The 22,477-nt window shown below is 72.5% G+C and carries 27 protein-coding genes and 1 pseudogene; 16 read left to right on the top strand and 12 right to left on the bottom strand.

Going from position 1 to position 22,477, the window contains the following annotated elements:
• Positions 1-47 precede the first annotated feature (47 nt).
• From ACLQ2W_RS09390 to ACLQ2W_RS09400, 3 genes are all read right to left on the bottom strand, one after another.
• A complete protein-coding gene (locus tag ACLQ2W_RS09390; protein WP_425786106.1) occupies positions 48-1,391 on the bottom strand; it encodes a M16 family metallopeptidase in 1,344 nt (447 codons plus the stop codon).
• Complete coding sequence (locus tag ACLQ2W_RS09395) at positions 1,388-2,680, bottom strand: M16 family metallopeptidase (RefSeq protein WP_425786107.1); 1,293 nt, start codon at positions 2,678-2,680, stop codon at positions 1,388-1,390. Before ACLQ2W_RS09395 ends, ACLQ2W_RS09390 begins: the two co-directional genes overlap by 4 nt.
• A gap of 240 nt (positions 2,681-2,920) precedes the next feature.
• Positions 2,921-3,136 carry a hypothetical protein gene (locus tag ACLQ2W_RS09400; RefSeq protein WP_281937453.1) on the bottom strand — a complete coding sequence of 72 codons (216 nt, stop codon included), beginning with the start codon at positions 3,134-3,136 and terminating at the stop codon, positions 2,921-2,923.
• Positions 3,137-3,388: 252 nt separating this feature from the next.
• On the opposite strand from ACLQ2W_RS09400, the gene ACLQ2W_RS09405 reads away from it, so the two are divergent.
• Genes ACLQ2W_RS09405 through ACLQ2W_RS09415 form a run of 3 tightly spaced genes read left to right on the top strand, consistent with a single transcriptional unit; the run spans position 3,389 to position 4,989 of the window.
• Positions 3,389-4,486: a 3-deoxy-7-phosphoheptulonate synthase gene (locus ACLQ2W_RS09405; protein ID WP_425786466.1), complete on the top strand. Its 1,098-nt coding sequence runs from the start codon at positions 3,389-3,391 to the stop codon at positions 4,484-4,486.
• A gap of 40 nt (positions 4,487-4,526) precedes the next feature.
• Complete coding sequence (locus ACLQ2W_RS09410) at positions 4,527-4,760, top strand: hypothetical protein (RefSeq protein WP_374709203.1); 234 nt, start codon at positions 4,527-4,529, stop codon at positions 4,758-4,760.
• 25 nt (positions 4,761-4,785) lie between these two features.
• Complete coding sequence (locus ACLQ2W_RS09415) at positions 4,786-4,989, top strand: hypothetical protein (RefSeq protein WP_107157081.1); 204 nt, start codon at positions 4,786-4,788, stop codon at positions 4,987-4,989.
• A gap of 56 nt (positions 4,990-5,045) precedes the next feature.
• Here ACLQ2W_RS09415 and ACLQ2W_RS09420 read toward each other — a convergent pair whose 3' ends face one another.
• The 3 genes from ACLQ2W_RS09420 to ACLQ2W_RS09430 are packed head-to-tail and all read right to left on the bottom strand — an operon-like array spanning position 5,046 to position 6,234.
• A complete protein-coding gene (locus tag ACLQ2W_RS09420; protein WP_405090925.1) occupies positions 5,046-5,606 on the bottom strand; it encodes a DUF1360 domain-containing protein in 561 nt (186 codons plus the stop codon).
• Positions 5,607-5,617: 11 nt separating this feature from the next.
• On the bottom strand, positions 5,618-5,935 hold the full coding sequence (locus ACLQ2W_RS09425) for an SRPBCC family protein (RefSeq protein WP_281937457.1): 318 nt from the start codon (positions 5,933-5,935) through the stop codon (positions 5,618-5,620).
• Complete coding sequence (locus ACLQ2W_RS09430; protein ID WP_425786108.1) at positions 5,935-6,234, bottom strand: DUF6158 family protein; 300 nt, start codon at positions 6,232-6,234, stop codon at positions 5,935-5,937. Before ACLQ2W_RS09430 ends, ACLQ2W_RS09425 begins: the two co-directional genes overlap by 1 nt.
• 122 nt (positions 6,235-6,356) lie before the next feature.
• On the opposite strand from ACLQ2W_RS09430, the gene ACLQ2W_RS09435 reads away from it, so the two are divergent.
• Both ACLQ2W_RS09435 and ACLQ2W_RS09440 read left to right on the top strand, forming a co-directional pair.
• Entirely contained in the window at positions 6,357-6,776 is a 420-nt protein-coding gene (locus ACLQ2W_RS09435; RefSeq protein ID WP_357303331.1) for a hypothetical protein, read from the top strand.
• Between the two features lie 25 nt (positions 6,777-6,801).
• Positions 6,802-7,131 (top strand): DUF3817 domain-containing protein, encoded by a 330-nt coding sequence (locus ACLQ2W_RS09440; RefSeq protein WP_425786109.1) that lies wholly within the window; start codon positions 6,802-6,804, stop codon positions 7,129-7,131.
• Between the two features lie 6 nt (positions 7,132-7,137).
• On the opposite strand, the gene ACLQ2W_RS09445 is transcribed toward ACLQ2W_RS09440, so the two are convergent.
• On the bottom strand, positions 7,138-7,647 hold the full coding sequence (locus ACLQ2W_RS09445) for a DUF6232 family protein (protein WP_425786110.1): 510 nt from the start codon (positions 7,645-7,647) through the stop codon (positions 7,138-7,140).
• 285 nt (positions 7,648-7,932) lie between these two features.
• On the opposite strand from ACLQ2W_RS09445, the gene ACLQ2W_RS09450 reads away from it, so the two are divergent.
• Entirely contained in the window at positions 7,933-8,898 is a 966-nt protein-coding gene (locus tag ACLQ2W_RS09450; RefSeq protein ID WP_425786111.1) for an NlpC/P60 family protein, read from the top strand.
• A 69-nt stretch (positions 8,899-8,967) separates the two neighbouring features.
• On the opposite strand, the gene ACLQ2W_RS09455 is transcribed toward ACLQ2W_RS09450, so the two are convergent.
• The 3 genes from ACLQ2W_RS09455 to ACLQ2W_RS09465 form a co-directional block, all read right to left on the bottom strand.
• On the bottom strand, positions 8,968-9,957 hold the full coding sequence (locus ACLQ2W_RS09455; RefSeq protein ID WP_425786467.1) for a sigma-70 family RNA polymerase sigma factor: 990 nt from the start codon (positions 9,955-9,957) through the stop codon (positions 8,968-8,970).
• A gap of 454 nt (positions 9,958-10,411) precedes the next feature.
• Complete coding sequence (gene murQ, locus ACLQ2W_RS09460; RefSeq protein ID WP_425786112.1) at positions 10,412-11,359, bottom strand: N-acetylmuramic acid 6-phosphate etherase; 948 nt, start codon at positions 11,357-11,359, stop codon at positions 10,412-10,414.
• Entirely contained in the window at positions 11,356-12,270 is a 915-nt protein-coding gene (locus ACLQ2W_RS09465) for a MurR/RpiR family transcriptional regulator (RefSeq protein ID WP_107157071.1), read from the bottom strand. The genes murQ and ACLQ2W_RS09465 overlap by 4 nt, the downstream gene beginning before the upstream one ends.
• Positions 12,271-12,862: 592 nt before the next feature.
• Here ACLQ2W_RS09465 and ACLQ2W_RS09470 point away from each other — a divergent pair.
• On the top strand, positions 12,863-13,552 hold the full coding sequence (locus ACLQ2W_RS09470; protein WP_405090931.1) for an SDR family NAD(P)-dependent oxidoreductase: 690 nt from the start codon (positions 12,863-12,865) through the stop codon (positions 13,550-13,552).
• Here ACLQ2W_RS09470 and ACLQ2W_RS09475 read toward each other — a convergent pair.
• Positions 13,537-14,265, bottom strand: a complete 729-nt coding sequence (locus tag ACLQ2W_RS09475; protein WP_425786113.1) for a dTMP kinase — start codon at positions 14,263-14,265, stop codon at positions 13,537-13,539. The genes ACLQ2W_RS09470 and ACLQ2W_RS09475 overlap by 16 nt on opposite strands.
• A 73-nt stretch (positions 14,266-14,338) precedes the next feature.
• Here ACLQ2W_RS09475 and ACLQ2W_RS09480 point away from each other — a divergent pair, with 73 nt between their 5' ends.
• From ACLQ2W_RS09480 to ACLQ2W_RS09500, 5 genes and pseudogenes are all read left to right on the top strand, one after another.
• Positions 14,339-14,986 (top strand): nucleotidyltransferase, encoded by a 648-nt coding sequence (locus ACLQ2W_RS09480; protein ID WP_405090933.1) that lies wholly within the window; start codon positions 14,339-14,341, stop codon positions 14,984-14,986.
• A 56-nt stretch (positions 14,987-15,042) separates the two neighbouring features.
• A complete protein-coding gene (locus tag ACLQ2W_RS09485; RefSeq protein ID WP_281938565.1) occupies positions 15,043-15,252 on the top strand; it encodes a hypothetical protein in 210 nt (69 codons plus the stop codon).
• A 10-nt stretch (positions 15,253-15,262) separates the two neighbouring features.
• Positions 15,263-16,040 (top strand): annotated as a pseudogene (locus ACLQ2W_RS09490) (metallophosphoesterase family protein).
• Entirely contained in the window at positions 16,031-16,177 is a 147-nt protein-coding gene (locus ACLQ2W_RS09495; RefSeq protein WP_013288160.1) for a GPGG-motif small membrane protein, read from the top strand. The pseudogene ACLQ2W_RS09490 and the gene ACLQ2W_RS09495 overlap by 10 nt, the downstream one beginning before the upstream one ends.
• A gap of 146 nt (positions 16,178-16,323) precedes the next feature.
• Positions 16,324-16,821, top strand: coding sequence for a TspO/MBR family protein (locus tag ACLQ2W_RS09500; RefSeq protein WP_405090934.1), 498 nt, complete (start codon positions 16,324-16,326; stop codon positions 16,819-16,821).
• A gap of 42 nt (positions 16,822-16,863) precedes the next feature.
• Here the strand turns inward: ACLQ2W_RS09500 and ACLQ2W_RS09505 are convergent, their stop codons facing one another.
• On the bottom strand, positions 16,864-17,640 hold the full coding sequence (locus ACLQ2W_RS09505; protein ID WP_425786114.1) for a peptidoglycan DD-metalloendopeptidase family protein: 777 nt from the start codon (positions 17,638-17,640) through the stop codon (positions 16,864-16,866).
• A 237-nt stretch (positions 17,641-17,877) separates the two neighbouring features.
• Between ACLQ2W_RS09505 and ACLQ2W_RS09510 the strand changes: the two genes are divergently transcribed.
• From ACLQ2W_RS09510 to ACLQ2W_RS09525, 4 genes are all read left to right on the top strand, one after another.
• Positions 17,878-19,218: an ABC transporter substrate-binding protein gene (locus tag ACLQ2W_RS09510; RefSeq protein WP_396777355.1), complete on the top strand. Its 1,341-nt coding sequence runs from the start codon at positions 17,878-17,880 to the stop codon at positions 19,216-19,218.
• A 73-nt stretch (positions 19,219-19,291) separates the two neighbouring features.
• Entirely contained in the window at positions 19,292-20,341 is a 1,050-nt protein-coding gene (locus ACLQ2W_RS09515) for a carbohydrate ABC transporter permease (RefSeq protein WP_405090936.1), read from the top strand.
• A gap of 1 nt (position 20,342) precedes the next feature.
• Entirely contained in the window at positions 20,343-21,302 is a 960-nt protein-coding gene (locus tag ACLQ2W_RS09520; protein WP_405090937.1) for a carbohydrate ABC transporter permease, read from the top strand.
• A gap of 65 nt (positions 21,303-21,367) precedes the next feature.
• A complete protein-coding gene (locus ACLQ2W_RS09525) occupies positions 21,368-22,438 on the top strand; it encodes a LacI family DNA-binding transcriptional regulator (RefSeq protein ID WP_425786115.1) in 1,071 nt (356 codons plus the stop codon).
• Positions 22,439-22,477: the final 39 nt, after the last annotated feature.

Below are 22,477 nucleotides of genomic sequence, written 5' to 3' on the forward strand. Positions count from 1 at the left end.
GCGCGGGCCGGGGCGACGGGAATCACACACCCCGCCGCCCCCACCGGTCACGCGTGGTCGACCACCTCGCCGAGGTCGGCGGCCACCAGTTCGTCCCGGATCACCGCCGCGTCGCCCTCGACCACCAGCGTCAGCGCCTCCGGGTGCAGGTGCGTCGCGGCGGCCGCGGAGACCTCCTCGACGGTGGCCGCGAGCAGCGCCTCGCGCAGCGTGGCGTGGTAGTCGTCCGGCAGGTCGTGCACCACCAGCGTGGTGAGCGCCGACGCGATCGCCCGCGGGCTCTGCAACTCGACCGAGAGCTGCCCGGCCCGCCAGGAACGGGCCACCTCCAGCTCCTCCTCGGTCACCCCGGCCTCCCGGGTACGCGAGACCTCCCCCACGGACTCGACGAGCGCCGGCGCGGTCACCGCGGTCTGCACGCCGGAGCTGACCGCGAACCGGCCGAACCGCCGCGACGAGGCGAAGTCGCCCCGGATCCCGTACGTGTAGCCGCGCACCTCACGGATCAGGTGGTTGAGGCGGGAGGTGAACGCGCCGCCGAGCACGGTGCCGGCGAGCGTCATCGGCACGTGGTCGGGGTGGCCGCGGTGCGGGGACGGGTGACCCAGCCGCAGCGTGGACTGCACCGAGCCGGGCCGGTCGACCAGGATGACCCGCCGCCGGTCGGCGAGCGGCACGTCGATCGGGCCGCCCCGGTCGACCGGGCCGCCACCGGTGCCGACGAACGCCGCCGCGCCGAGCGCGTCCAGGTCGATCCGTTCCAGGTCGCCGGCGACGATGAGCGTGCCGGGGCGGATGAACCACTCCGAGTGGAAGACCGTGACGTCGTCCGCCTCCAGCGCGGCCACGCTGCCCGGGTCGCCGTAGAGCGGGCGGCCCCACCGGTGTGCCACGCCGAACAGGTCGGCGCGCAGCACCGCGTCGGCGCGCGGGCCCGGGTTGGCCCAGTCCATCCGCAGCGCGGTCGCCTCGTCGTCGCGGACCCGCAGCACGTCGGCCGGATCGAGCCGCGGCGTGCGGACCGCCTCGGCCATCAGCTCCACCGCGGCGCTCAGCCGCTCCACCGGGACCTGCACGCTGACCTGGAACGAGTCCCAGTCGAGCCCGGCCACCAGCTCGGTGCCGAGCGCCTCGATGGCCAGCGCGTACGCGGTGGCGTCCCGGTGCGCGGTGCCCTCCTCCAGCGCCTTGGCCAGCACCGCGCCGAGGCCCTCCTTGCCGACCGGCTCCCGGCCGGCGCCGCCGTCGAGCAGCAGCAACGCGACGGCGAGGTTCTGCCCGGGCAGGTGCGCGGCGACCACCTGACCACCGGCCACCGTCCGCCGGACCACCTGGGGGAACCGGTAGGCGCGGGCGGCGCCCGAGCCGGGACGGGTGGCGATCAGCGTCATGAGGTCTCCTCGGGCAGGTAGGTCAGGATCACCCGGTCGGCGGCGCCGAGCAGCTCGGCGGCCTGCTCGGCGATCTGCTCGGCGGTGACGGCGAGCCAGCCGGGCAGCCGGTCGGCGGCGCGGGCCGGGTCGCCGAACTGGGTGGCGTAGCGGCCGAGCGTGTCGGCGCGGCCGTCCACGGTGGACATCTGCCGCCACCACGAGGTGCTCAGCAGCGCCTTGGCCCGGTCCAGCTCGGCGGCGGTCACCGGCACGGTGGCCAGCTCGTCGACCACCTCGGCCAGCCCGTCGCGCAGCCGCTCGGCGGTCACGCCGGGGCGGGCGGTGGCGGTGGCGATCAGCGGGGCCGGCGCGTGCGCCAGGTCGACCCCGTACGCCCCGATCAGGTCCGGCTGGGCGATCCGTTCCCCGTCGGCGAGCCGCTGGTAGAGCCGGCTGCCCCGGCCGCTGCCCAGCACGGTGGCGAGGACCGTGGTCACGTCGTACCCGGTGGCGCCGAACGGGTGGGTGCGGTGCGCGAGGTAGACGCGGGGGGCGGGCACGTCGGCGGTGACCGTCTCCACCGCCGGACGGCCGGTGGCCGGCACGGTGCGGCCGTCCGGGGCGGCCGGGATGTCCGGCCGCGGCGCGAGGCCGCCGAAGTACTTGTCGGCCAGCGCGAACACCTCCGCGGCGGGGGCGTCGCCGACCACGGTGAGCACCGCGTTGTTCGGCGCGTAGTAGGTGGTGTGGAACGCCTGGAAGGTGGCCAGGTCGGCGGCGTTCAGGTCGGCCATCGACCCGATCGTGGCGTGGTGGTAGGGATGGCCGGGCGGGTAGAGCAGCGGCAGCAGCCGCAGCCAGGCGTCGCCGTAGGGGACGTTCTCGTAGCGCTGCCGCCGTTCGTTCTTCACCACGTCGCGCTGGTTGTCGAGCGTCTCCTGGGTGAGCGCCGGCACCAGGCCGCCCATCCGGTCGGCCTCCAGCCAGAGCGCCAGCTCCAGGTGTTCGGCCGGAACGGTCTCGAAGTAGTTGGTCCGGTCCGGGTTGGTGGTCGCGTTGAGTGAGCCGCCGGCGCCCTGGATCAGCTTCATGTGCTCGGTCTTCGCCACGTTCACCGAGCCCTCGAACATCAGGTGCTCGAAGAGGTGGGCGAAGCCGGTCTGGCCCGCCGGTTCGTGGCGGGACCCCACGTCGTACCAGAGGTTGACCGCCACGGCCGGGGCGGTGCGGTCCTCGCTCACCACCACACGCAGGCCGTTGTCCAGTCGGGTCGTCTCGATCGGCCAGGGGAAACCGCTGTCGGGCATGGCACGACGCTATCCGATCCGGTGGGCGGAAAGGGGAGCCGCGCCCGCGTCGCGGCGGCGCTTCACCGGGACGTACACCTCGATCATGTCGTTCCGGGCAGCCGTTCGGTGAGGTGCGCCTGGGTGGCCGGCACGGCGACCCGGAGGACGCCGTGCCGGCCGGGCTGCGGCTGGCCGGCCCGCTGGCCCGGTTGCGGGACGCCGGTTACCGGGGGTCCCGCCGCGGCCGGGGCGCGCCGCTCAGTCGGGAGGCTCGACGGGGGTGACGGTCTCGGCGGACGTGCGGTGCTCCAGCACCGTGTCCGGGGCGGCGTTCTGGTCCTCCTCCCGGAGATCCGACTCGGCGAGGATCGCGTCGGCCTGGGCCTGCGCGTCGTCGCTGCCCGCCGCCGCCTCCTCGGGCAGCAGGTGCGCGCGGGATTCGATCCGGTCCTGGTCGCTCTGATGGTGGCTCATGGGTTCCCCCATACCCCGCGTCCCGCTTGGCGGAACGGCACGGGCATTCCCGGGCGCGTCGGGTACGCTGGCTGACGTGACGCGGTCGTATCGATGGTTTAGGCAGCCGGCTGGAGGAGCCGGTGACTCGACCGTGAGCTGACGTCACCTCCTCTTCGAGCCGGCCGGGCAGGGATGATTCCCTGCCCTTTCGCATGCGAGCAGCCGGCTCGACACCCTGGGCGCCGGCCCCGGGGCGCGGTCGGCGGAAGGATTCCCACCGTGACCACGTCTCCGGACGCCCGCCGGGTCATCGACCAGCGGATCGACCGCGTCGTGCCGTTGACCACCCCGGCCCTGCTCCACCACCACCTGCCGCTCGACGCGCCGCTCGCCGAGGCCGTGATAGCCGGCCGGCGCGCGGTCGCCCGGGTGCTGGACCGCGCCGACGACCGGCTGCTGGTGGTGGTCGGCCCGTGCTCGGTGCACGACCCGGCCGCCGCGCTGGAGTACGCCGGACGGCTGCGTGAGGCGGCCGACCGGGTCGCCGACGACCTGCTCGTGGTGATGCGGGTCTACTTCGAGAAGCCGCGCTCGACCGTGGGCTGGAAGGGCCTGATCAACGACCCGGCGCTGGACGGCTCGGGCGACGTGAACACCGGTCTGCGGACCGCGCGGGCGCTCCTGCTCGACGTGCTGCGGTTGGGCCTGCCGGTGGGCTGCGAGTTCCTCGACCCGATCACCCCGCAGTACATCGCCGACACGGTGGCCTGGGGCGCGATCGGCGCCCGGACCGTGGAGAGCCAGGTGCACCGGCAGCTCGCCTCCGGCCTGTCCATGCCGATCGGCATGAAGAACCGCCCCGACGGCAGCATCAGCACGGCTGTCGACGCGATCCGGGCGGCCGGCGTACCGCACGTCTTCCCCGGCATCGACGTCTCCGGCATCCCGGCGATCATGCACACCCGGGGCAACGCCGACGGGCACCTGGTGCTGCGCGGCGGCGGTGGCCGGCCCAACTACGACGCGGAGTCGGTGGCCGGGGCGCTGGACCTGCTGCGCGCCGCCGGGCTGCCCGAACGCGTGGTGATCGACGCCAGTCACGCGAACAGCGGCAAGGACCACCGCAACCAGCCGCTGGTCGCCGCGGACGTGGCCGGGCAGCTCGCCGCCGGGCAGCGCGGCATCGTGGGGATCATGTTGGAGAGCTTCCTGCACGAAGGCCGGCAGGACCTGGACCCGACCCGGGAGCTGGAGTACGGCCGGTCGATCACCGACGCCTGCATCGGCTGGGACACCACCGACGAGGTGCTCGACCACCTGGCCCAGGCGGTCCGCGCCCGCCGCGCCGCGCTGCCCACCCCCGCCTGAGCTCCGTTGGGCGGCGTTTGACCGGTTCGGGGCCGGGTAGGTGGTCGGCGTGACCGATGACGCGCCCGTGACCGAGCAGCCGGACACCAGGCCGCTCGACGACCTGCTCGACGATCTCTACCACGGCCAGGAGCGGATCAGTCAGACCGACATCTACCGCCGCGCGGTGGCCGCCGAGCTGCCGGCGGAGCTGCTCACCCGGATCGCCGCGCTCCCCCAGGGCGAGTACGCGGTGGACGAGGTGGCGGACCTGCTGGGCGGCACGGTCGCCTGAGCCCCCGCCGACGAGAGGACCCGACATGACCGACCGCGAACCCGAGCACGAGCACCTGGCGGCGCTCGGCCAGCCCCCGGAGGGCGTGGACACGCTGCCGGAGCCGGACTTCGCCAACGAGCACGACCGCACCGCGGTGGACCGGGACATCGTCACCGGGGAGGACGAGCGGGAGCCGGAGACGTCGCGCGGCTGGGCCGGCGAGGACCACGGCACCACCCCTACCTGATCGGGCGGCACGACGAGGGGGCCGGCGCGTACGCGCCGGCCCCCTCGTCGTCGTGGTCACTCCTCGTGGTGTCCGCCCTCGGCGGCCCGCTGGGCCACCGCGTACCCCATCTGGAGGAAGTCGGACGCGGCGACCGCGGTCAGCGCGGTGGCCACCAGCCGGGTCAGCCGGGGGGCCAGCACCAGGCCGCCGGTGAGCCCGGTGGCCACCCACACCGCCAGGCAGAACGGGCAGCTCACCAACTCGCCGAGCGCGTGCCGGGTGGGGCTGCCCTCGTCCCGGACCTGCTCCATCACCTCGCCGCTGCCGATCGGGTGGTCGTAACGGGTGAACGGCGCCCGCAGCGGACTGGTGATGGCGTCCTTGGACAGCAGCCGGCTCAGCTTGTGCGTGGCGATCGAGAGCAGCACCACGTCACCGGGCGAGGGCCGCTCCGGCACCGGCCGGCCGGTGACCCGGACCAGCCCGACCAGCGCGCCGGTCACGCCGGCGTAGGTGCCCATCGCCTTCAGGTAGCCCTCCAGCGGCCGGTGCTCGTGCGGCGCGTACGCCTGGCGCAGACGCGCCACCTTCTGCTTCAGGCCACTCCCGGTCAACCCGGTCTCCCTCGTCGTCATGACGGCCGGGCTCAGCCGGCGGTCAGGTTGTCGCCGACCTCGCGGTCGAGGTTGGCCAGGATCTCGTCGGCCAGGCCGTGGTCCGGGCCGGCCAGGTCCAGCCGGACGCGGGCGCCGCCGGCGTCGGCCGGTTCCACGTCGATCTCCGCGGACCAGTCGGCGCTGCTCCACCGCGCCCGCATGTCGTCGGCGTCGAGCACCTCCACCCGGCAGGCGCCGGAGCCGCGCAGCTCCTCGGGCAGCCAGGCGGCGGACCGGTCCGGGTCGGTGGCGGTGTTGAACACCACCTCGGGCGGCGCGGACATGCCGCGCTCGGCGTGGCTGGCCATCAGGAGTCCCGCAGCCGGTGCGGGTCGATCTCCCGGCCGGGGTGCCGGGCCAGGTATTCGGTCTCCAGCTCGGCGGTGCGGCGCAGGTGGTTGGCGAGCGCGGAGTCGGTGGCGTGCCGCAGCGTGTCCAGCCGGGTCCGGTGCAGGCTCCGCACCTCCCGGATCAGGTCCTCGTCGCTCAGCTCGGCGGGATCCACGCCGGGCAGGTCGCCGTCGGTGGCCCCGGCGCGGGCGTGGTCCCCGTCCCACTCGGTGACGCGCTGCTCCGGGCTGGTGTCCCGGCGTACCGATTCGGTCATCGTCGCCCCCTCGTCTCGTTCGGGCTGGCGACTAGACGGATGCCCAACCGCTGTGCCACCAAACCCACGCCACCTACGACGCCGCGTCGGAGACGGCCGCCGGCCCCGGTACCCTCGATGGCATGCAGCGGCTCCGGACACCGGCGTGGATCGCCCGCCACGTGGCCATGGTCGTGCTGGTGGTGGGTTTCCTCGGGCTGGGCTGGTGGCAGGTCACCCGCGCCGCCGGGGGCAACGCGCTGAGCTTCGGGTACGCGATCGAGTGGCCGGTCTTCGCCGGCTTCGTGGTCTTCGTCTGGTGGCGCGAGGTGCGGCAGGCGCTGCGGGCCGCGCCCGGTCCGTCGGCGGAGGACGCGCCGCCGGCGACCGCCGGCGACGAGCCGGTCGCGCCGACCCCGGCGGTACGCCGGCCGGTGCGCGTCGCCCGGGTGCCGTCGACACCGACCGAGGGCGCGGACGACGGCGAGCTGGCCGCGTACAACCGCTACCTTTCCTGGTTGAACGCCAATCCGGGCGCCCGGCCCGGCGACTATCCCGGCTGAGGCCGGTGCGGAAGGACGGACGACGGTGGGCGGAGCCCTTACCCGGTACCGCGTGATCGCCTGGATCGTGGGCGTGGCGCTGGTGGTGCTGGTCCTGATCGGCATGCCGCTGAAGTACGGCTTCGACAACCCGAGCGTGGTGGCCGTGGTGGGTGTCGCGCACGGCTGGCTCTACATGCTCTATCTGGCGCTGACGTTCGACCTGTCCCGCCGGGCCGACTGGCCGCTGAAGCGGATGCTGCTGGTGATGCTGGCCGGCACCGTGCCGTTCGTCTCGTTCTACGCGGAGCGGCGGGTGAGTCACTGGGTGGCCGCCGAGCACCGGGCGCGCACCCCGGAGCCGGTCGCCGGCTGACCGGGTTCAGCGCGTCGGGCGCCACGGGCCGGTGCCCGGCGGTTCGGTCCGGCCGTCGTGGCGGGCCCGCTCCCGGGCCTGGCGCAGCGCGTCGGCGACCTGACCGAACTGCCGTTCGTCGTCGCTGGTGAACAACAGTTCCTCGGTGCCCCGGAGCCGGCCCCACAGTTCGTACGCGGGGGGCCGCCAGCGGTCGCCGACCAGCACGAGCAGCAGCGGCAGCAGCCCGACCGCGCCGAGCGTGAGGTACGCCCCGGCGGTGAGCCGTTGCAGGCCGCCGGTGAAGCCGAGCAGCAGCCCGGCCGACGCGATGAGCGCGGCGGTGCCGGCGACCGCCCGGACGGCGAGCCGGTCGTGCGGGCCGCGGGCGGTCCGGAGCTGGGTGATCTCGGCGACCGGCCAACTGGTGCGGCCGACGGTGAAGCGTTCGGCGGTGACGACGATGCCGGGCCGGGCGTAGAGCAGGCCGGGCGCGGTGCCGCGGGGCGGGTGGGTGGCGGAGCGGTCGGTCTGCACGGTGGCCTCCCGAGGGGATGGATTCCGGGGTGGGAATCCCGGATCCGGATCCCATTGTGTGGCGCATTCGCCATGCCGGAAACGGTCACCGATCGTGAACGTCATCATTGTCACTTTCCGACACTTTGCCAACTTTCGCCCCTGCTTGAACTCCCGTTCACTCCGATCACGGGTTAGGTTGTCCAGGTCGGTCCGGTCGACCGCCGTCCGCCCGGATGGCGCCGGTCCGGCGTCGACGGGTCGTTCAGACGCGACCCGCCGACCGTGGAGAGGAGCTTTACGCTCTTGTCGTCCTTACGGATGCTGCTCCGCTCGCTGGCGGTGGCCGGCCTGTCGGCCGCGCTGCTCGCCCCGGCGTCGGTGGCTCGGGCCGAGCCCACCCCCGCCGAGCTGACGAAGCAGATCGAGAAGTCCTCGACTGAGCTGGAGCGAATCGTCGAGTCCTACAACAAGCTCAACGAGGACATCAAGGCCAACAAGGCCACCGCGGCCACGTTGGAGGCGAAGATCGGCCCGTTGCAGGAGCGGGCCGAGCAGAGCCGCGCCGACGTGGGCATGCTGGCCGCCACGGCGTACAAGACCGGTGGCATGCGCGCCGCGGCGGCGCTGCTGGAGCCGGGCGGCACGGCCGCGCTGCCGGAGCGGCTGGGCACGCTCGACCTGCTCACCCGCCAGCGGCAGCGCACCATCACCGGCTTCACCGCCGACCAGCGCCGGCTGATCGACCAGAAGACCAAGCTGGACGTCACGCTGGCCCGGGAAGCGGCGCAGGCCAAGCAGCTCGCCGCCGGTAAGAAGCGGATCGAGGGGGACCTGTCCCGCCTCTACGAGATGCGCCGCCAGGCGTACGGGCGGGCCACCGAGGCGCCGGCCAAGGCGAGTTCGGCGGGTAAGCCGCCGGCCGTCTCCGGCAAGGCCGGGGTGGCGGTGCGGTACGCGTACGGCGCGGTCGGCAAGCCGTACGGGTGGGGCGCCGAGGGCCCCGGCAGCTACGACTGCTCGGGCCTGACGCTGGCCGCCTGGCGGGCCGCCGGGAAGTCGCTGCCGCACAACGCGGCGGCCCAGTGGAGCGCCACGACCAGGATCAGCCGCAGCGCGCTGCAACCGGGTGACCTGGTGTTCTACTCCGGGCTCGGGCACGTCGCCCTCTACGTCGGGGGCGGTCAGATCATCGACGCGCCCAGCGCGGGCCGCAACGTCAGCAAGCGCGGCATGAACATCATGTCGATCGCCGGTTACGGCCGGGTCTGATCCACGGCAGCGAAACGGCCGACGTCCCCCTGTCGGACGCCGGCCGTTTCGTCGTTCATTACTACCAGGTCAGGCCGCCTGCAGCCCTTCGGCGCGGGCCAGCTCGCGGAGCCGGCCGAGGGCCTGGATCTCGAGCTGGCGGATCCGCTCCCGGGAGAGCGAGAACCGGGAGGCGACCTCGGTCAGCGAGTGCTCCCGCCCGTCCTCCAGGCCGTAGCGGGCCCGCATGATGCCGGCGGACCGGTCGTCGAGGTGGTTGAGCAGCCCCTCGATCCGCTGCCGCTCCAGGCCGGTGAGCACGATCTCCTCCGGCGACGGGGCGTCGCTGTCGGCGACCAGGTCACCGAGGTTGGTGTCGCCGTCGTCGCCCACCGGGGTGTCCAGCGAGACGGTGTCCTGCGACCAGCGGACCAGTTCGTTGACCCGCTCGACGGTGACGCCGAGCGAGGCCGCGATCTGCTCCGGCTCCGGGTCGGCGCCCAGCTCGCGGGTGAGCTGCCGGGCCACGTTGCGCATCCGGTTGACGTCCTCGACCAGGTGCACGGGCAGCCGTACGGTCCGCTCCTGCTGGGCGATCGCCCGGCTGATGGCCTGCCGGATCCACCAGGTCGCGTAGGTGGAGAACTTGAAGCCCCGCTCGTAGTCGAACTTCTCGACCGCCCGGACCAGGCCGGTGTTGCCCTCCTGGATCAGGTCCAGCATGGGCATGCCGGAGCGCACGTAGCGCCGGGCGATGGAGACGACCAGCCGCAGGTTCGCGCGGATGAACAGGTCCTTCGCCCGCTCACCGTCGGCGACCACGCGCTCCAGCTCCTCCCGGGTGGCCCCGTCGGGGATCCGGTCGGTGTCGAGCAGGTGCTCGGCGTAGAGGCCCCCCTCGATCGCCTTGGAGAGATCCACCTCCCGGGCGGCGTCCAGCAGCGGCGTCCGGGAGATCTCGTGCAGGTAGACGCCGACCAGGTCCCGCTCCTCGGCGACCTCGTCGGTACGCATGCCGATCTTCTTGTCCACGATTGCCACGGTCCCCTCGCTCGCGCCGGTTGCCCGGTTCCTTGCCATCCCCACGTTCATCAGCCCTCCCCGTAACCTCCGCTGTGCCCGTAGGTGCTGACACCTACACAACAGATGAGACGTGTCGGGGATTCCATGTCGTGAGTCGAAACTGTCACGAATGCCTGAGTGCTACCTGAGAGCCCGGTCCATGTTTCCTGTCAGGACCCCTGCTCGACGGCCGGCGGACCCCCTGGTGAACGGGGTCCGGAACAGCGAAGTCGCCGTCCGCCCATGGAATGGCACCATTGCCTGTTCCATGAACACAGCGAGCCGCGTCACCGCCGCATTGGGATCCTGGTCACTGCCTGATACGCGCCCGTGGACCGGTCGGTTCAGCCACGGGGAAGGATTACCCTCCGCCTCGTTGAACAATCCGCACCGGGAGAGCCGTCCCCTCCCACCCCGTGATACGCGTCGCACCCGCCGGGCGGATGCGCCCGGCGGGTGGGATCGGGTGGGATCAGGAGGCGAGCAGGGCCAAAGCGCCGCGGACCTGGTCGGCGGCGCGGGCCAGGGCGGCCCGGGCGGCGGGCACCTCGGCGCCGGAGACCAGCGAGACGAGGGCGGTCTTGAGGTCGCCGTCGGCCTCCCGCAACGCGACGGCGCAGACCTCCTCGGCGCAGCCGGTGGCCTCCATCAGGATCGAGATCATCCGGCCGCGCAGCTTGGCGTTGGTGGCCACCATGTCGATCATGAGGTTCGAGTAGACCCGGCCGAGACGCACCATCACGGCCGTGGAGAACGTGTTGAGCACCAGCTTCTGCGCGGTGCCGGCCTTCATCCGGGTCGACCCGGTGACCACCTCGGGTCCGGTGTCCACCCCGATGAACACGTCCACCGACGTGGCGGCCTCGGCCTCCGGATTCGCGCAGAGCAGCACCGTCCCGGCGCCCTGGGACCGGGACGCGGCGAGCGCCCCGAGGACGTACGGGGTGCGCCCGCTGGCCGCCAGGCCGACCACCAGGTCCCCGGCGCGGACACACTTGGCGGCCTCGGCGGCGCCGCCACGTTCGTCGTCCTCGGCGTCCTCGACGGCCCGCCACATGGCCTCCGGGCCGCCCGCCAGGTGGGCGCAGAACCAGTGCCGCGGCGAGTTGAACGTGGGGGCCAGTTCGGCCGCGTCCAGCACGCCCAGGCGACCGGAGGTGCCGGCGCCGAAGTAGTGCACCCGGCGTCCGCCGCGCAGCGCGGCCACGGCCAGGTCGACGGTCTCGGCGATCTCGTCCAGCACGGCGGCCACCGCGGCCGGCACCCGCCGGTCGGCCTCGTTGATCACGGCGAGCACGTCCCGGGTCGACATCAGGTCGAGGTCGACGCTGTGCGGGTTACGCCGTTCGGTCGGCGCGCCGACCCGCACCACCGGACGCACCGCGGTCACCTCGTCCCGCTCCACCCGACCCGCCGTCATGCCCGCCTCCGCCCGGGACCCACCCGACGCGACTGGACCGCCTCGGCGGTGGCCTCGAGGGCCTTCTTGGTGCGGGCCCGGCTCCGGGCGGCCACCCCGACGAAGAGGCAGTCGACCACGGTGAGCTGGGCCAGCCGGCTGGCCGTCGCGCCGGACCGGTAGGTCGTCTCCCGGGCGGCGGTGGTGAGCACGTGGTCCGCGACCTCGGTGATCGGTGAGCGGGGGAAGTTGGTGAGCGCCACCGTGGTGGCGCCGCGCGCCCGGGCCTGCTCCAGGACCTCGATCACGTCGGACGTGGTGCCGGTGTGGGAGATGCCGACCGCGACGTCGCCGCGGCCCAGCAGCGCGGCGGAGGTGAGCGCGGTGTGCACGTCCGGGAAGTAGAACGCGATGCGGCCGATGCGGTGCAGCTTCTGCTGGAAGTCCGAGGCGACGAAGCCGCTGGCGCCCGCGCCGTAGACGTCGATCCGGCCGGCCGCGCCGATCGCCTCGACCACCCGCTCGCAGACCGCCGGGTCGAGCTGCTCGGCGGTTTCCTCGACGGCCCGTGCGTCGTTGAACGCGATGGTGGCGATGATCTGGGCCAGGTCGGCGCCGGGCGGGATGTCGCCGCCGACGACCCGCGCGTCCGGCGGCTCGACCCGGCGGGCGGCCTCGGCGGCGAGCCGGATCCGCAGCTGGGGGTAGCCGTTCATGCCGACCGAGCGGCAGAACCGGATCACGGTCGCCTCGGATGTCTCGGCGGCGGTGGCGAGGTCGGTGATCGTGCGCCGGGCCGCGTCCGCCGGATCGGCGACGACCAGCCGGGCCACCCGCTGCTCGGCCGGGGACAGCGAGGGCAGGAGGCCGCTGATGTGGACGATCAGTCCACCGGGCTCGTGACTCGCAGAAATCTTCGGACTCTTCGCCACGGATGAAACTTACTTTCACTGGGCGTAAGCGTCAACCATGACGCCGCGTATCGGGAAATTTACCGCCATCCGCGCCCGTTCCCCGTGCCCAGGGTCCCATTACCGCAGCCCGGCCGCCTCCTCCGGTCCGGTCGACTCGCGCCCGCCGGAGGATCGTCCGATCGACCGCACGCCGACCCTTCGGCCCGGACGGCCGCCACCGGACCACCGGTCAGCCGGGCGGGCCTCCCCGCACGCGTCGGCGACGTCACGAACAGTGACGAGGGAGTTGGTTTCTCAGCGTGACTGCGGCGGAGGGGCGGAGAGCCGCCCCTCCGCCGCCTTTGCTCTGCACCCATATGCGCAGCAGCTCCTCCACCTGGGCAGAGGTGAGCGGGACCGGCGCTGCCCGGCAGTTCGGGTGGTTGCTCTCGGTTTCTGCTGCGGGGATGGCTGCAGAGCAAAGGCGCCGGCGGCCCGTCCGGCCGCCGTGCCTCTGTCTCGCTCTCCGTGACCAGCGAGCGCGGCCGGCGGCGGACGGCCGGCGGACCTGTCCGCAGGCGGGGGTCGGCGTGCCCGGCGTCCCGTCCCTCCCGGCGGCTAACGTGTGGCCATGGCGGATCGCACGGTGCTGGTGACCGGAGGCACGGGTGGGCTCGGCGGCGCGGTCACCGCCGCGTTCCTGCGGGACGGCTGGCGGGTGGTCGTACCCGGTCGGGAGGGCGGCACGACGACGCCCGAGCCGTCCGGTCCGGTCCCGGTGGTGGCGGACCTGCTCACTCCCGAGGGGGCCGCGCGGGCGGTGACGACAGCCACCGCCGAGCCCGCGGCGCCGTTGCGCGCCGTGGTCAACCTCGTCGGCGGGTACGCCAGCGGCGGGCTGGTGCACGAGACGCCGGTCGAGGAGTTCGAGCGGATGCTGCGGATCAACCTGCGCCCCACCTACCTGGTCACCCAGGCGGCGCTGCCGCACCTGGTCGCGGCCGGCGGCGGCGCGGTGGTCTGCGTGTCGGCGCGGGCGGCGGTGGCCCCGTTCCCCGGCGCGGCCGGCTACGCCACCGCCAAGGCCGCGGTGCAGGCGTTCGCGAACGCGATCGCGGTGGAGTACCGGCCGCGTGGGGTGCGCTGCAACACGGTGCTGCCCAGCGTCATCGACACCCCGGCCAACCGGGCCGCCCAGCCCGAGGCGGACCACCGGCGGTGGGTGCCGCCGGCCGAGATCGCGGCGGTGATCCGCTTCCTGGCCGGCGCGGAGTCCGCCCCGACGAGCGGCGCGAGCGTCCCGGTCTACGGGCGGGCCTGAGCCGGCACCGGGCCGTCCCGGCCGCCGCCCGACGGGCGCGGGGTGCCGTCCGGCGACGGGCCGGCGACCGTGGACGGGTCGTCCGGCAGCCACTCGCTCAGGTGCGCCCGGATCCGGCGGGACACCTCCTCCGGCGGGCCGCCGCCGTCCACCACCACGAAGCCGGCGTACTCCGGCAGCGCCCGGTAGGCCGCGTCGGCGGCGGTGAGCCACCGCATGCTCTCGTGGTCGGTGCCGCGCCGCTCGATCCGCCGGTACGCCTCGGCCGGGTCCACGGTCAGCAGGATGGTGACCCGGGGCGGCGGGAAGATCCGGTAGCCGGCCCGGGCCAGCCGCTCCCAGCGCTGCCCACCGTGCGCCCGGATGCTGGCGTACTGGCAGACGGACCACCGGTCCATCACCGCCGTGCGGCCGGTCGCCAGGCAGCTCAGCAGCGCGAGCGCGATCGCCAGCCAACGCAGCACGGACTCGACCACGAGCAGGCCGTCGCGCCCGACGAGGCGTTGCGCGTCCGGGCGGCCGACCCGCTGGGCGAGCCGGCCGAGCCAGCGTCGACCGCCGGCGTTGCGGTGGTAGGTGGCCCGGTGGCCGGCCGCGGTCAGCGCCTCGGCGAGCAGGTGGGCCTGGGTGGTCTTGCCCGAGCCGTCGATACCGATCAGGGCGACGGTGCGCAGTCGGGCTCCGCCGCGCCGCGTCCGCAGTGAGCTGGCCACCTCCCCGAGGTTATCCGACGGGTGCTCGCAAGCGGCTTTTTGTCGTGTTCCTCCCCGGGTGGTTGCGGAAGGTGTGACCGGAGCGTCCGCCGGGTACGCAACTCAATCTCACCGCCCACGACGACGACGGGAGACCCAGATGGCCGAGCGCGGGGACGAGACCCTGGTGCACACGCTCAAGAAGGTCGCCGCCGTGCTCAAGCAGTCCGAGATCCCGTTCGCCCTGGGCGGCAGCTTCGCCGTGTACGCCCACGGCGGCCACTCCAGCGACCACGACGTCGACTTCCTGCTCCGCGAGGCCGACGTCGACCGGGCGCTGGAGGCGTTGGTCGAGGCCGGCTTCACGGCCGAGCGCCCGCCGGAGGACTGGCTGGTCAAGGTCTACGACGAGGGCCGGATGGTGGACCTGATCCACCGGCCGATCGAGACCCCGGTGACCGAGGAGACGTTCGCCGACACCATCGTGCGGCCGGTCGACGCGATCCACATGCCGGTGCTCTCGGCCAGCCAGCTCATGGTGCACAAGCTGCTCAGCTTCTCCCAGCACTACTGCGACTTCGCCCGCGCCCTGCCGCTCGCCCGCTCGCTGCGGGAACAGATCGACTGGGACCGGGTACGCAAGGAAACGCAGCACTCGCCGTACGCGGAGGCGTTCCTGGTGCTGCTCGACCGGCTGGACGTGCTGCCCAGCGGCGTGCCCGGCGGAAGGGAGACCCCGTGACCGGACAGCCCGGCGACGTGCCGCCCGACGAGTACGTCGAGGCGGAGATCCAGAACATGCTGGCGGAGGACCCGTCCGTGGCCGAGCAGGGCATCACGGTGCTGCGCCGCGAGCGCGGGCTGGTGCTCTCCGGCGAGGTGGAGAGCCCGCACCGGCGCGAGGAGATCCTGCGGCGGGTGGCCGAGCGCTTCCCGGACACGCCGGTGACCAGCGACATCGGTGTGATCCGTACGCAGGCGCCCACCCAGGTGGAGGAACTGCCGTGAGGGAGGTTCGATGGTGATCCGGATCGCCGCCGTCGGCGACGTGCACGTGGACGAGGACGTGGTGGGCCGGTTCCGTCCGGCGCTGGAGGAGCTGCCGGACTGCGCCGACGTGCTGCTGCTCGCCGGCGACCTGACCCGGCACGGCACGGAGGCCGAGGCGCGCTGCGTGGCGCGGGAGTTCGGCGACCTCGGCGTGCCGGTGATCACCGTGCTCGGCAACCACGACCACCAGTGCGACCAGGTGCCGCAGGTGGTCAAGGTGCTGGAGGACGCGGGGATCACCGTGCTGGAGGGCACCGGCACGGTGCTGGAGTGCCCCGGGGGGCGGCTCGGCGTGGCCGGTGTGAAGGGCTTCGGCGGCGGGTTCGCCGGGCGCTGCGCCAGCGACTTCGGCGAGCCGGAGATGAAATCGTTCGTGCGGACCACCCGGGAGAGCGCCGACGCGCTAGCGGCCGCGCTGCTCGCGCTGGAGTGCGACGCGCTGGTCGCGCTCACCCACTACTCCCCCGTACCGGACACGCTCGCGGGCGAGCCGCTGGAGATCTACCCGTTCCTCGGCTGTTACCAGCTCGGGCAGGCGATCGACTCGGCGCCCACCGCGCTGGCCCTGCACGGGCACGCCCACCACGGCACCGAGCGCGGCACCACGCCGGGCGGAGTGCGGGTCCGTAACGTCGCGCACCCCGTGATCAAGCAGGCCTACAGCGTCTTCCACCTCGGGGATCAGGTCGACTGAGAGGGAGGTTTCCGGGATCGGGCTGCCGGGTATCCAGCCGCCATGGAGCTGATTCTCTGGATTCTCGCAGTCGTACTCGTGGTCGCCGGAATTCTTGCCCTCTTCCGCCGACAGATCCTCTGGGGCATCGTCCTCATCGTGGTGGGCCTGCTGGTCGGCCCGGGTGGTGTCAGCATCTTCAACACGTAACCACCCGTCCGCAGCACCCGAGACCCGCCGGGGTCGTCGGGCCCGGCGCTCTGTCCTCCCAGACCGGAGCGTCCGGACCCGACGATCCCGGCGTTTTCCGTATCCGGCGGGGTTTGCCTCCCCCGGCCAGCGGCAATATCTCGACCATGGAGATGTCGCAACGCGCCGGCCGGCGTACCGCCGGGGCCCGGAAGTGGTGGGCCCTGCTCGGCTTCGGCGCCGCCACGTTCGCCGCCGCCGCCATCGGCGGGCTGGGCGTCCGGGGCACCTCCACGGAGTACCAGAGCCTGGAACAGCCCGCCTGGGCGCCGCCGTCGTGGCTGTTCGGCCCGGTGTGGACCGTGCTGTACGCGCTGATCGCGATCGCCGGCTGGCTGGTCTGGCGCCGGGTCGGGTTCGGCCCCGCGCTCTGGGCCTGGTGCGTCCAACTGGTGCTCAACGCCGTCTGGACGCCGCTCTTCTTCGGCGCCGGCCGCTACGGGCTGGCGTTCGCCGAGATCGTGCTGATGTGGCTGGCGATCGGCGTGACCGTGGCGTTGTTCCGGCGGGTGTCCCGGCCGGCGACGCTGCTGATGCTGCCGTACTGGGCATGGGTCACGTTCGCCGCCGCGCTCAACTTCGCCATCTGGCGGCTGAACGCCTGACCGGGGCGGGCGCGGGAGCCGACGCCCCCGCGCCCACCGGGGTCAGCAGCGGGGCACGCCGGGGATGTACCCGTCGTAGCCGGTGTAGACGTACGCGTCGGAGATGAACCGGCCGGAGCCGATCCGGTCCCAGATGGAGCTGGTGCCGTACGTGCCGGTGACGCTGGTGCCGCTGGTCTGGCAGTAGATCGTCACCTTGGCCCCGTCGGCGACCGTGCCCACCGCGCTGTAGCCGGTGCCCGGCCCGGAGCGGACCGTCAGGGCCGTGCCGGAGGTGTTCACCGTGCCGGCCCCGGTGTCCGCGCCGGCGCAGCCGTTGTCGCTGGTGTAGGTCTTCGTACCCCAGTACAGGGCCTGCGCGCCGTTGAAATTGATCTTCACGGCGCTGCCGTTCGAGCGCTGCTCGTAGTGCAGGTGCGGGCCGGTGGAGCCGCCGGTGGTGCCGACGTATCCGATCACCCGGCCGTAGCCGACGGTCTGCCCGACCGAGACGTTGAACGCGTTGAGGTGCGCGTAGTAGGTCGTCCAGCCGCCGCCGTGGTTGATCCGGACGTACTTGCCGTAGCTCGTGTCACCGAGGTTCGTCACCACGTCGACGGTGCCGGGCGCGCTGGCCACCACCGGGTCGCCGAGGTCGTCGGTGCGGTTGAAGTCGATCGCGTTGGCCGGGCTGTGATTGGTCCGCGTCTGTCCGGACCAGGACTGGTTGCACGGGAACGGAACCTTGAACGTCGGCGCGGCCATCGCCGGCGCCGCCGGGACCAGGGTCGCGGCCAGGACCGCCACGCCGGCCGCCAGACTGAGCCACCGCTTGCGCATCCACTACCTCCTATGTTGAAAGTCTTCAATCTGATACGGACAGCGTGGCAGAAAGTTCCGTCCAACGGAAGATTCATGGGAGCGCGCCCAGCGCCGGTGTCCGAATTTCGGGATTGTTACCGGGCCGTGTCCGGCCGGGGGTGGACCGGACGGGATGCAAGCGCTTACATGTGTGCACGACCATCGGACCGGCGCGCATTCGATTTCCCCCACGCGCCGGCAAGGAAGGAGATCGGCATGGCGTTTGCCAGATCGCGCCAGGCTCTCGCGGTCACCGGCGTGCTGGGGCTGGCGCTCGGCGTCGCCGCCTGCGGGACCGGCAACGACAAGAAGAGCGACAAGGCGGGCTCGGCCGAGTGCGCGGCATACGAGAAGTACGAGGGGCACGACGGCAAGAAGGTCACGATCTACTCGTCGATCCGGGAGATCGAGGACGAGCGCCTCCAGCAGTCCTGGAAGGAGTTCGAGGACTGCACGGGCATCAAGATCGACCACGAGGGCTCCGGCGAGTTCGAGGCCCAGCTCCCCGTCCGGGTGGACGGCGGCAACGCCCCCGACCTCGCCTTCATCCCGCAGCCGGGCCTGCTGAAGCGGTTCGTCGACTCGGGCAAGCTCAAGCCGGCCGGCGCCGACACCAAGGCCATGGCGGAGCAGAACTACTCCCCCGACTGGCTGAAGTACAGCACCGTCAACGGCCAGTTCTACGGCGCCCCGCTGGGCTCCAACGTGAAGTCCTTCGTGTGGTACTCGCCGAAGACCTTCAAGGAGAAGGGCTGGTCGGTCCCGACCACCTGGCAGGAGCTGATCGACCTCAGCGACAAGATCGCGGGCAGCGGCACCAAGCCGTGGTGCGCCGGCATCGAGTCCCAGGACGCGACCGGTTGGCCGGCCACCGACTGGATCGAGGACGTCCTGCTGCGCACCGGCGGGCCCGAGGTCTACGACAAGTGGACCACCCACGAGATCCCGTTCAACGACCCGCAGGTCGCCACCGCCGTCAACCAGGCGGGCACCATCCTGAAGAACGAGAAGTACATGAACGGTGGCTTCGGCGGCGTGAAGAGCATCGCCACCACCGCGTTCCAGGAAGCTGGCGTGCCGATCACCACCGGCAAGTGCGCAATGCACCGCCAGGCGTCCTTCTACGCCAACAACTGGCCCGAGGGCACCAAGGTGGCCGAGGACGGTGACGTCTTCGCGTTCTACTTCCCGGCCATCGACCCGGCCAAGGGCAAGCCGGTGCTGGGCGGCGGCGAGTTCGTCGCGGCCTTCGCCGACCGTCCCGAGGTCCAGGCGGTGCAGACCTACCTGGCCTCCGGCGAGTTCGCCAACAGCCGCGCCAAGATCGGTGACTGGGTGTCCGCGAACAAGAAGCTGGACCTCAACAACGTCCCGAACCCGGTGGACAAGCTCTCCGTGGGCATCCTCCAGGACGAGAAGACCGTCTTCCGCTTCGACGGCTCGGACCTGATGCCGGCCGCGGTCGGCGCCGGCACGTTCTGGAAGGGCATGGTGGCCTGGATCAACGGCAAGGACACCACCTCCGTCCTGAACGACATCGAGGGCAGCTGGAAGTGATCCGCGTGGGTGGCCCGGTCCGTGTGCACGGGCCGGGCCACCCGCCCGCATCCGAACCCTTGAGGGAGGGTTGATGGAGTTCGACTTCGCGGCGGAACAGCCGAAGTTCCTCATGCTGATGTACGGGCTGATCGCTTTCGTCGCGGTGGTGGGCGGGCTGCTCCTGCTCCTCGACGTGGTGCCGACCTGGCTCGCCCGGCGGCGGGAGGCGCAACTGGTCGCGGCCTCGGTGGGCGGCGGACCGGCACCCCGGCGGCGCAAGCCGCGCGAGGGCGCCTTCGCGTTCTTCTTCCTGCTGCCGACGCTGCTGCTGCTGACCATCGGGCTGGTGGTCCCGGCCATCCGCACCACGCTGCTCTCCTTCATGGACGCGCGCAGCACGAACTGGGTGGGGCTGGACAACTACACCTGGATGTTCGACGAGGACTCGATCGTCCGGGTGCTGATCAACACGCTGATCTGGGTGCTGCTGGTGCCGCTGGCGGCCAGCGCGTTCGGCCTGATCTACGCGGTCCTGGTGGACAAGGCCCGGTTCGAGTCAGTGGCCAAGTCGCTGATCTTCCTGCCGATGGCGATCTCGTTCGTGGGCGCCGCCATCATCTGGCGGTTCATCTACGCCTACCGGGGTGACGAGCAGGAGCAGATCGGCCTGCTCAACCAGATCGTGGTCACTCTCGGCGGCGAGCCGAAGCAGTGGCTGCTGGACTCGCCGTTGAACACGTTCCTGCTCATCGTGATCATGGTCTGGATCCAGGCCGGCTTCGCCATGGTGGTGCTCTCCGCGGCCATCAAGGCCATCCCGGCGGACATCATCGAGGCGGCCCGGCTGGACGGCACCACCGCGTGGCAGATGTTCTGGCGGATCACCATGCCGAGCATCCGGCCGGCGCTGATCGTGGTGGTGGTGACGATCTCCATCGCCACGCTCAAGGTCTTCGACATCGTCCGGACCGCCACCAACGGCAACTACGACACCAACGTGATCGCGACCGAGATGTACAACCAGGCGTTCCGGTACGGCGAGAACGGGCAGGGCTCGGCGCTCGCGGTCTTCCTCTTCGTCCTGGTCCTGCCGCTCGTGATCTACCAGATCCGCAACCTGCGCAAGCAGCGGGAGGGCTGACATGACCACCGCCACGCCCACCGTCGGAGCCGGCGTCCAGGCCACCGGCCCGACCACCCGGGGCGCCCGGGTCCGCAAGCGGCTCAACAGCCGCACCGCCACGCTGGTCTCGATCGTGCTCGCGCTGCTCTGGACGATCCCGACCTTCGGCCTCTTCGTCTCCTCGATCCGGCCCGAGGACCAGATCAAGTCCACCGGCTGGTGGACGTTCTTCCGCGACCCCCAGTTCACCCTCCAGAACTACCAGGAGGTGCTGTTCAGCAGAGGTTCGTCGGGGCAGCTCGCCAGCTACTTCATCAACTCGCTGGCGATCACCGTCCCGTCGGTGCTGTTCCCGATCGCGTTCGCCTCGCTGGCCGCGTACGCGCTGGCCTGGATCAACTTCAGGGGTCGGGACTGGGTCTACATCGGGATCTTCGCGTTGCAGATCGTGCCGCTCCAGATGGCCCTGGTGCCGCTGCTGCGGTTCTTCTCCACCGGCGTCACCGTCGCCGGCGTCCAGATCATGCCCGCGTGGGACCTGGTCGACGAGCAGAAGTTCGCCCAGGTGTGGTTCGCCCACACCTGCTTCGCGCTCCCGTTCGCCGTCTACCTGCTGCACAATTTCATCTCGCAGCTCCCGGGCGACCTGATGGAGGCGGCCCGGGTCGACGGCGCCACCCACCCGAAGATCTTCCGCACCATCGTGCTGCCGCTGATCACCCCGGCGCTGGCGGCGATCGGCATCTTCCAGTTCCTCTGGGTCTGGAACGACCTGCTGGTCGCGCTGATCTTCGCCGGTGGCGGCGACGAGACCGCCCCGCTGACCGTCCGGCTCGCCGAGCTGGCCGGCACCCGGGGCAACGAGTGGCAGCGGCTCACGGCCGGCGCGTTCGTGTCGATCGTCGTACCGCTGATCGTGTTCCTGTCCCTCCAGCGCTACTTCGTGCGGGGCCTGCTCGCCGGCAGCGTCAAGGGTTGATCCACCGTCCCGCCGCCGCCGGTGTGCCGGCGGCGGCGGGACACGGGTCGCAGCGGGGAGCCACGATGACCAAGATTGACGACGTCGCCCGCCTGGCCGGGGTCTCCACGGCCACCGTCTCCCGCGCGTTGCGCGGCCTGCCGACGGTCTCGGCCGCCACCCGCCGCCGGGTCCTCGCCGCCGCCGAGCAACTCCAGTACGCGGTCTCGCCCAGCGCCTCCCGGCTCGCCGGCGGCCGGACCGGCACCGTCGCCGTGGTGGTCCCGCGGATCACCAGGTGGTTCTTCGGCACCGTGGTGGAGGCGGTCGAGGACTCCCTCCAGCAACACGGCTACGACACGCTGCTCTACAACCTCGGTGGCCGGGAGCAGACCCGCCAGCGGGTGCTGCGCACGGCCAGCCTGCACAAGCGGGTGGACGCGATCATCCTGGTCGCCACGCCGCTGCGCGCGGCGGACGTGCACGCGCTCACCAAACTCGACCTGCCCGGCGTGACGATCAGCTCCGGCAGCGGAGTGCCCGGCTGGCCCTGCGTCCGGATCGACGACGTGGCCGCCGCCCGCACCGCCACCCGCCACCTGCTCGACCTCGGGCACACCCGGATCGCGCACATCTCCGGCGACCCGGACGACGAGCTGGCGTTCACCACCCACCTGGACCGGCGACGCGGCTACCAGGAGGCGCTGCGCGCCGCCGGCCTCCGGCCCGACCCGAGCCTCGACGTCGAGTCCCGGTTCACCATCGACGGCGGCACCCACGCCACCGCCGAGCTGCTGGCCCGCGGCGAGCCGCCGACCGCCATCTTCGCCGCCTGCGACGAGATGGCGATGGGCGCGGTCAGCGCGCTGCGCGACGCCGGGCTGCGGGTGCCGCAGGACGTCAGCGTGATCGGCATCGACGACCACGACCTGGCCGGCGTGCTCGGGCTGAGCACCATCGCCCAACCCGCCGCCGACCAGGGGCGCCTCGCCGCCCGCATCCTGCTCGACCCGCTGGGGGCGGGCGCCGCCGACCCGTACCCCGGCCCGGTGCCGGCGCCGCGCGGGGCCGGCGGCGACGGACGGACGCCGACCTCGGTGATCCTCCCCACTCGGCTGGTCGTGCGGGACTCGACCGCGCCGCCCCGGGCACACTGAACGGACCCGTTCGTCAGGCATCCACGACAGGGAGAAGGC

The sequence above is a fragment of the Micromonospora sp. DT227 genome, from assembly GCF_049841835.1.
In the GTDB taxonomy this organism is placed as follows: domain Bacteria; phylum Actinomycetota; class Actinomycetes; order Mycobacteriales; family Micromonosporaceae; genus Micromonospora.

Excerpts from the sequence above, each read along its gene's own strand:
- ACLQ2W_RS09420 (WP_405090925.1), bottom strand. The coding sequence starts at position 5,606 with ATGACGACGAGGGAGACCGGGTTGACCGGGAGTGGCCTGAAGCAGAAG.
- ACLQ2W_RS09505 (WP_425786114.1), bottom strand. The coding sequence starts at position 17,640 with ATGCGCAAGCGGTGGCTCAGTCTGGCGGCCGGCGTGGCGGTCCTGGCC.
- ACLQ2W_RS09395 (WP_425786107.1), bottom strand. The coding sequence starts at position 2,680 with ATGCCCGACAGCGGTTTCCCCTGGCCGATCGAGACGACCCGACTGGAC.
- ACLQ2W_RS09520 (WP_405090937.1), top strand. The coding sequence starts at position 20,343 with ATGACCACCGCCACGCCCACCGTCGGAGCCGGCGTCCAGGCCACCGGC.
- ACLQ2W_RS09400 (WP_281937453.1), bottom strand. The coding sequence starts at position 3,136 with ATGAGCCACCATCAGAGCGACCAGGACCGGATCGAATCCCGCGCGCAC.
- ACLQ2W_RS09485 (WP_281938565.1), top strand. The coding sequence starts at position 15,043 with ATGCTGGCGGAGGACCCGTCCGTGGCCGAGCAGGGCATCACGGTGCTG.
- ACLQ2W_RS09435 (WP_357303331.1), top strand. The coding sequence starts at position 6,357 with ATGCAGCGGCTCCGGACACCGGCGTGGATCGCCCGCCACGTGGCCATG.
- ACLQ2W_RS09500 (WP_405090934.1), top strand. The coding sequence starts at position 16,324 with ATGGAGATGTCGCAACGCGCCGGCCGGCGTACCGCCGGGGCCCGGAAG.
- ACLQ2W_RS09425 (WP_281937457.1), bottom strand. The coding sequence starts at position 5,935 with ATGGCCAGCCACGCCGAGCGCGGCATGTCCGCGCCGCCCGAGGTGGTG.
- ACLQ2W_RS09515 (WP_405090936.1), top strand. The coding sequence starts at position 19,292 with ATGGAGTTCGACTTCGCGGCGGAACAGCCGAAGTTCCTCATGCTGATG.
- ACLQ2W_RS09470 (WP_405090931.1), top strand. The coding sequence starts at position 12,863 with ATGGCGGATCGCACGGTGCTGGTGACCGGAGGCACGGGTGGGCTCGGC.
- ACLQ2W_RS09430 (WP_425786108.1), bottom strand. The coding sequence starts at position 6,234 with ATGACCGAATCGGTACGCCGGGACACCAGCCCGGAGCAGCGCGTCACC.
- murQ (WP_425786112.1), bottom strand. The coding sequence starts at position 11,359 with ATGACGGCGGGTCGGGTGGAGCGGGACGAGGTGACCGCGGTGCGTCCG.
- ACLQ2W_RS09390 (WP_425786106.1), bottom strand. The coding sequence starts at position 1,391 with ATGACGCTGATCGCCACCCGTCCCGGCTCGGGCGCCGCCCGCGCCTAC.
- ACLQ2W_RS09510 (WP_396777355.1), top strand. The coding sequence starts at position 17,878 with ATGGCGTTTGCCAGATCGCGCCAGGCTCTCGCGGTCACCGGCGTGCTG.
- ACLQ2W_RS09455 (WP_425786467.1), bottom strand. The coding sequence starts at position 9,957 with ATGGCAAGGAACCGGGCAACCGGCGCGAGCGAGGGGACCGTGGCAATC.
- ACLQ2W_RS09495 (WP_013288160.1), top strand. The coding sequence starts at position 16,031 with ATGGAGCTGATTCTCTGGATTCTCGCAGTCGTACTCGTGGTCGCCGGA.
- ACLQ2W_RS09525 (WP_425786115.1), top strand. The coding sequence starts at position 21,368 with ATGACCAAGATTGACGACGTCGCCCGCCTGGCCGGGGTCTCCACGGCC.
- ACLQ2W_RS09415 (WP_107157081.1), top strand. The coding sequence starts at position 4,786 with ATGACCGACCGCGAACCCGAGCACGAGCACCTGGCGGCGCTCGGCCAG.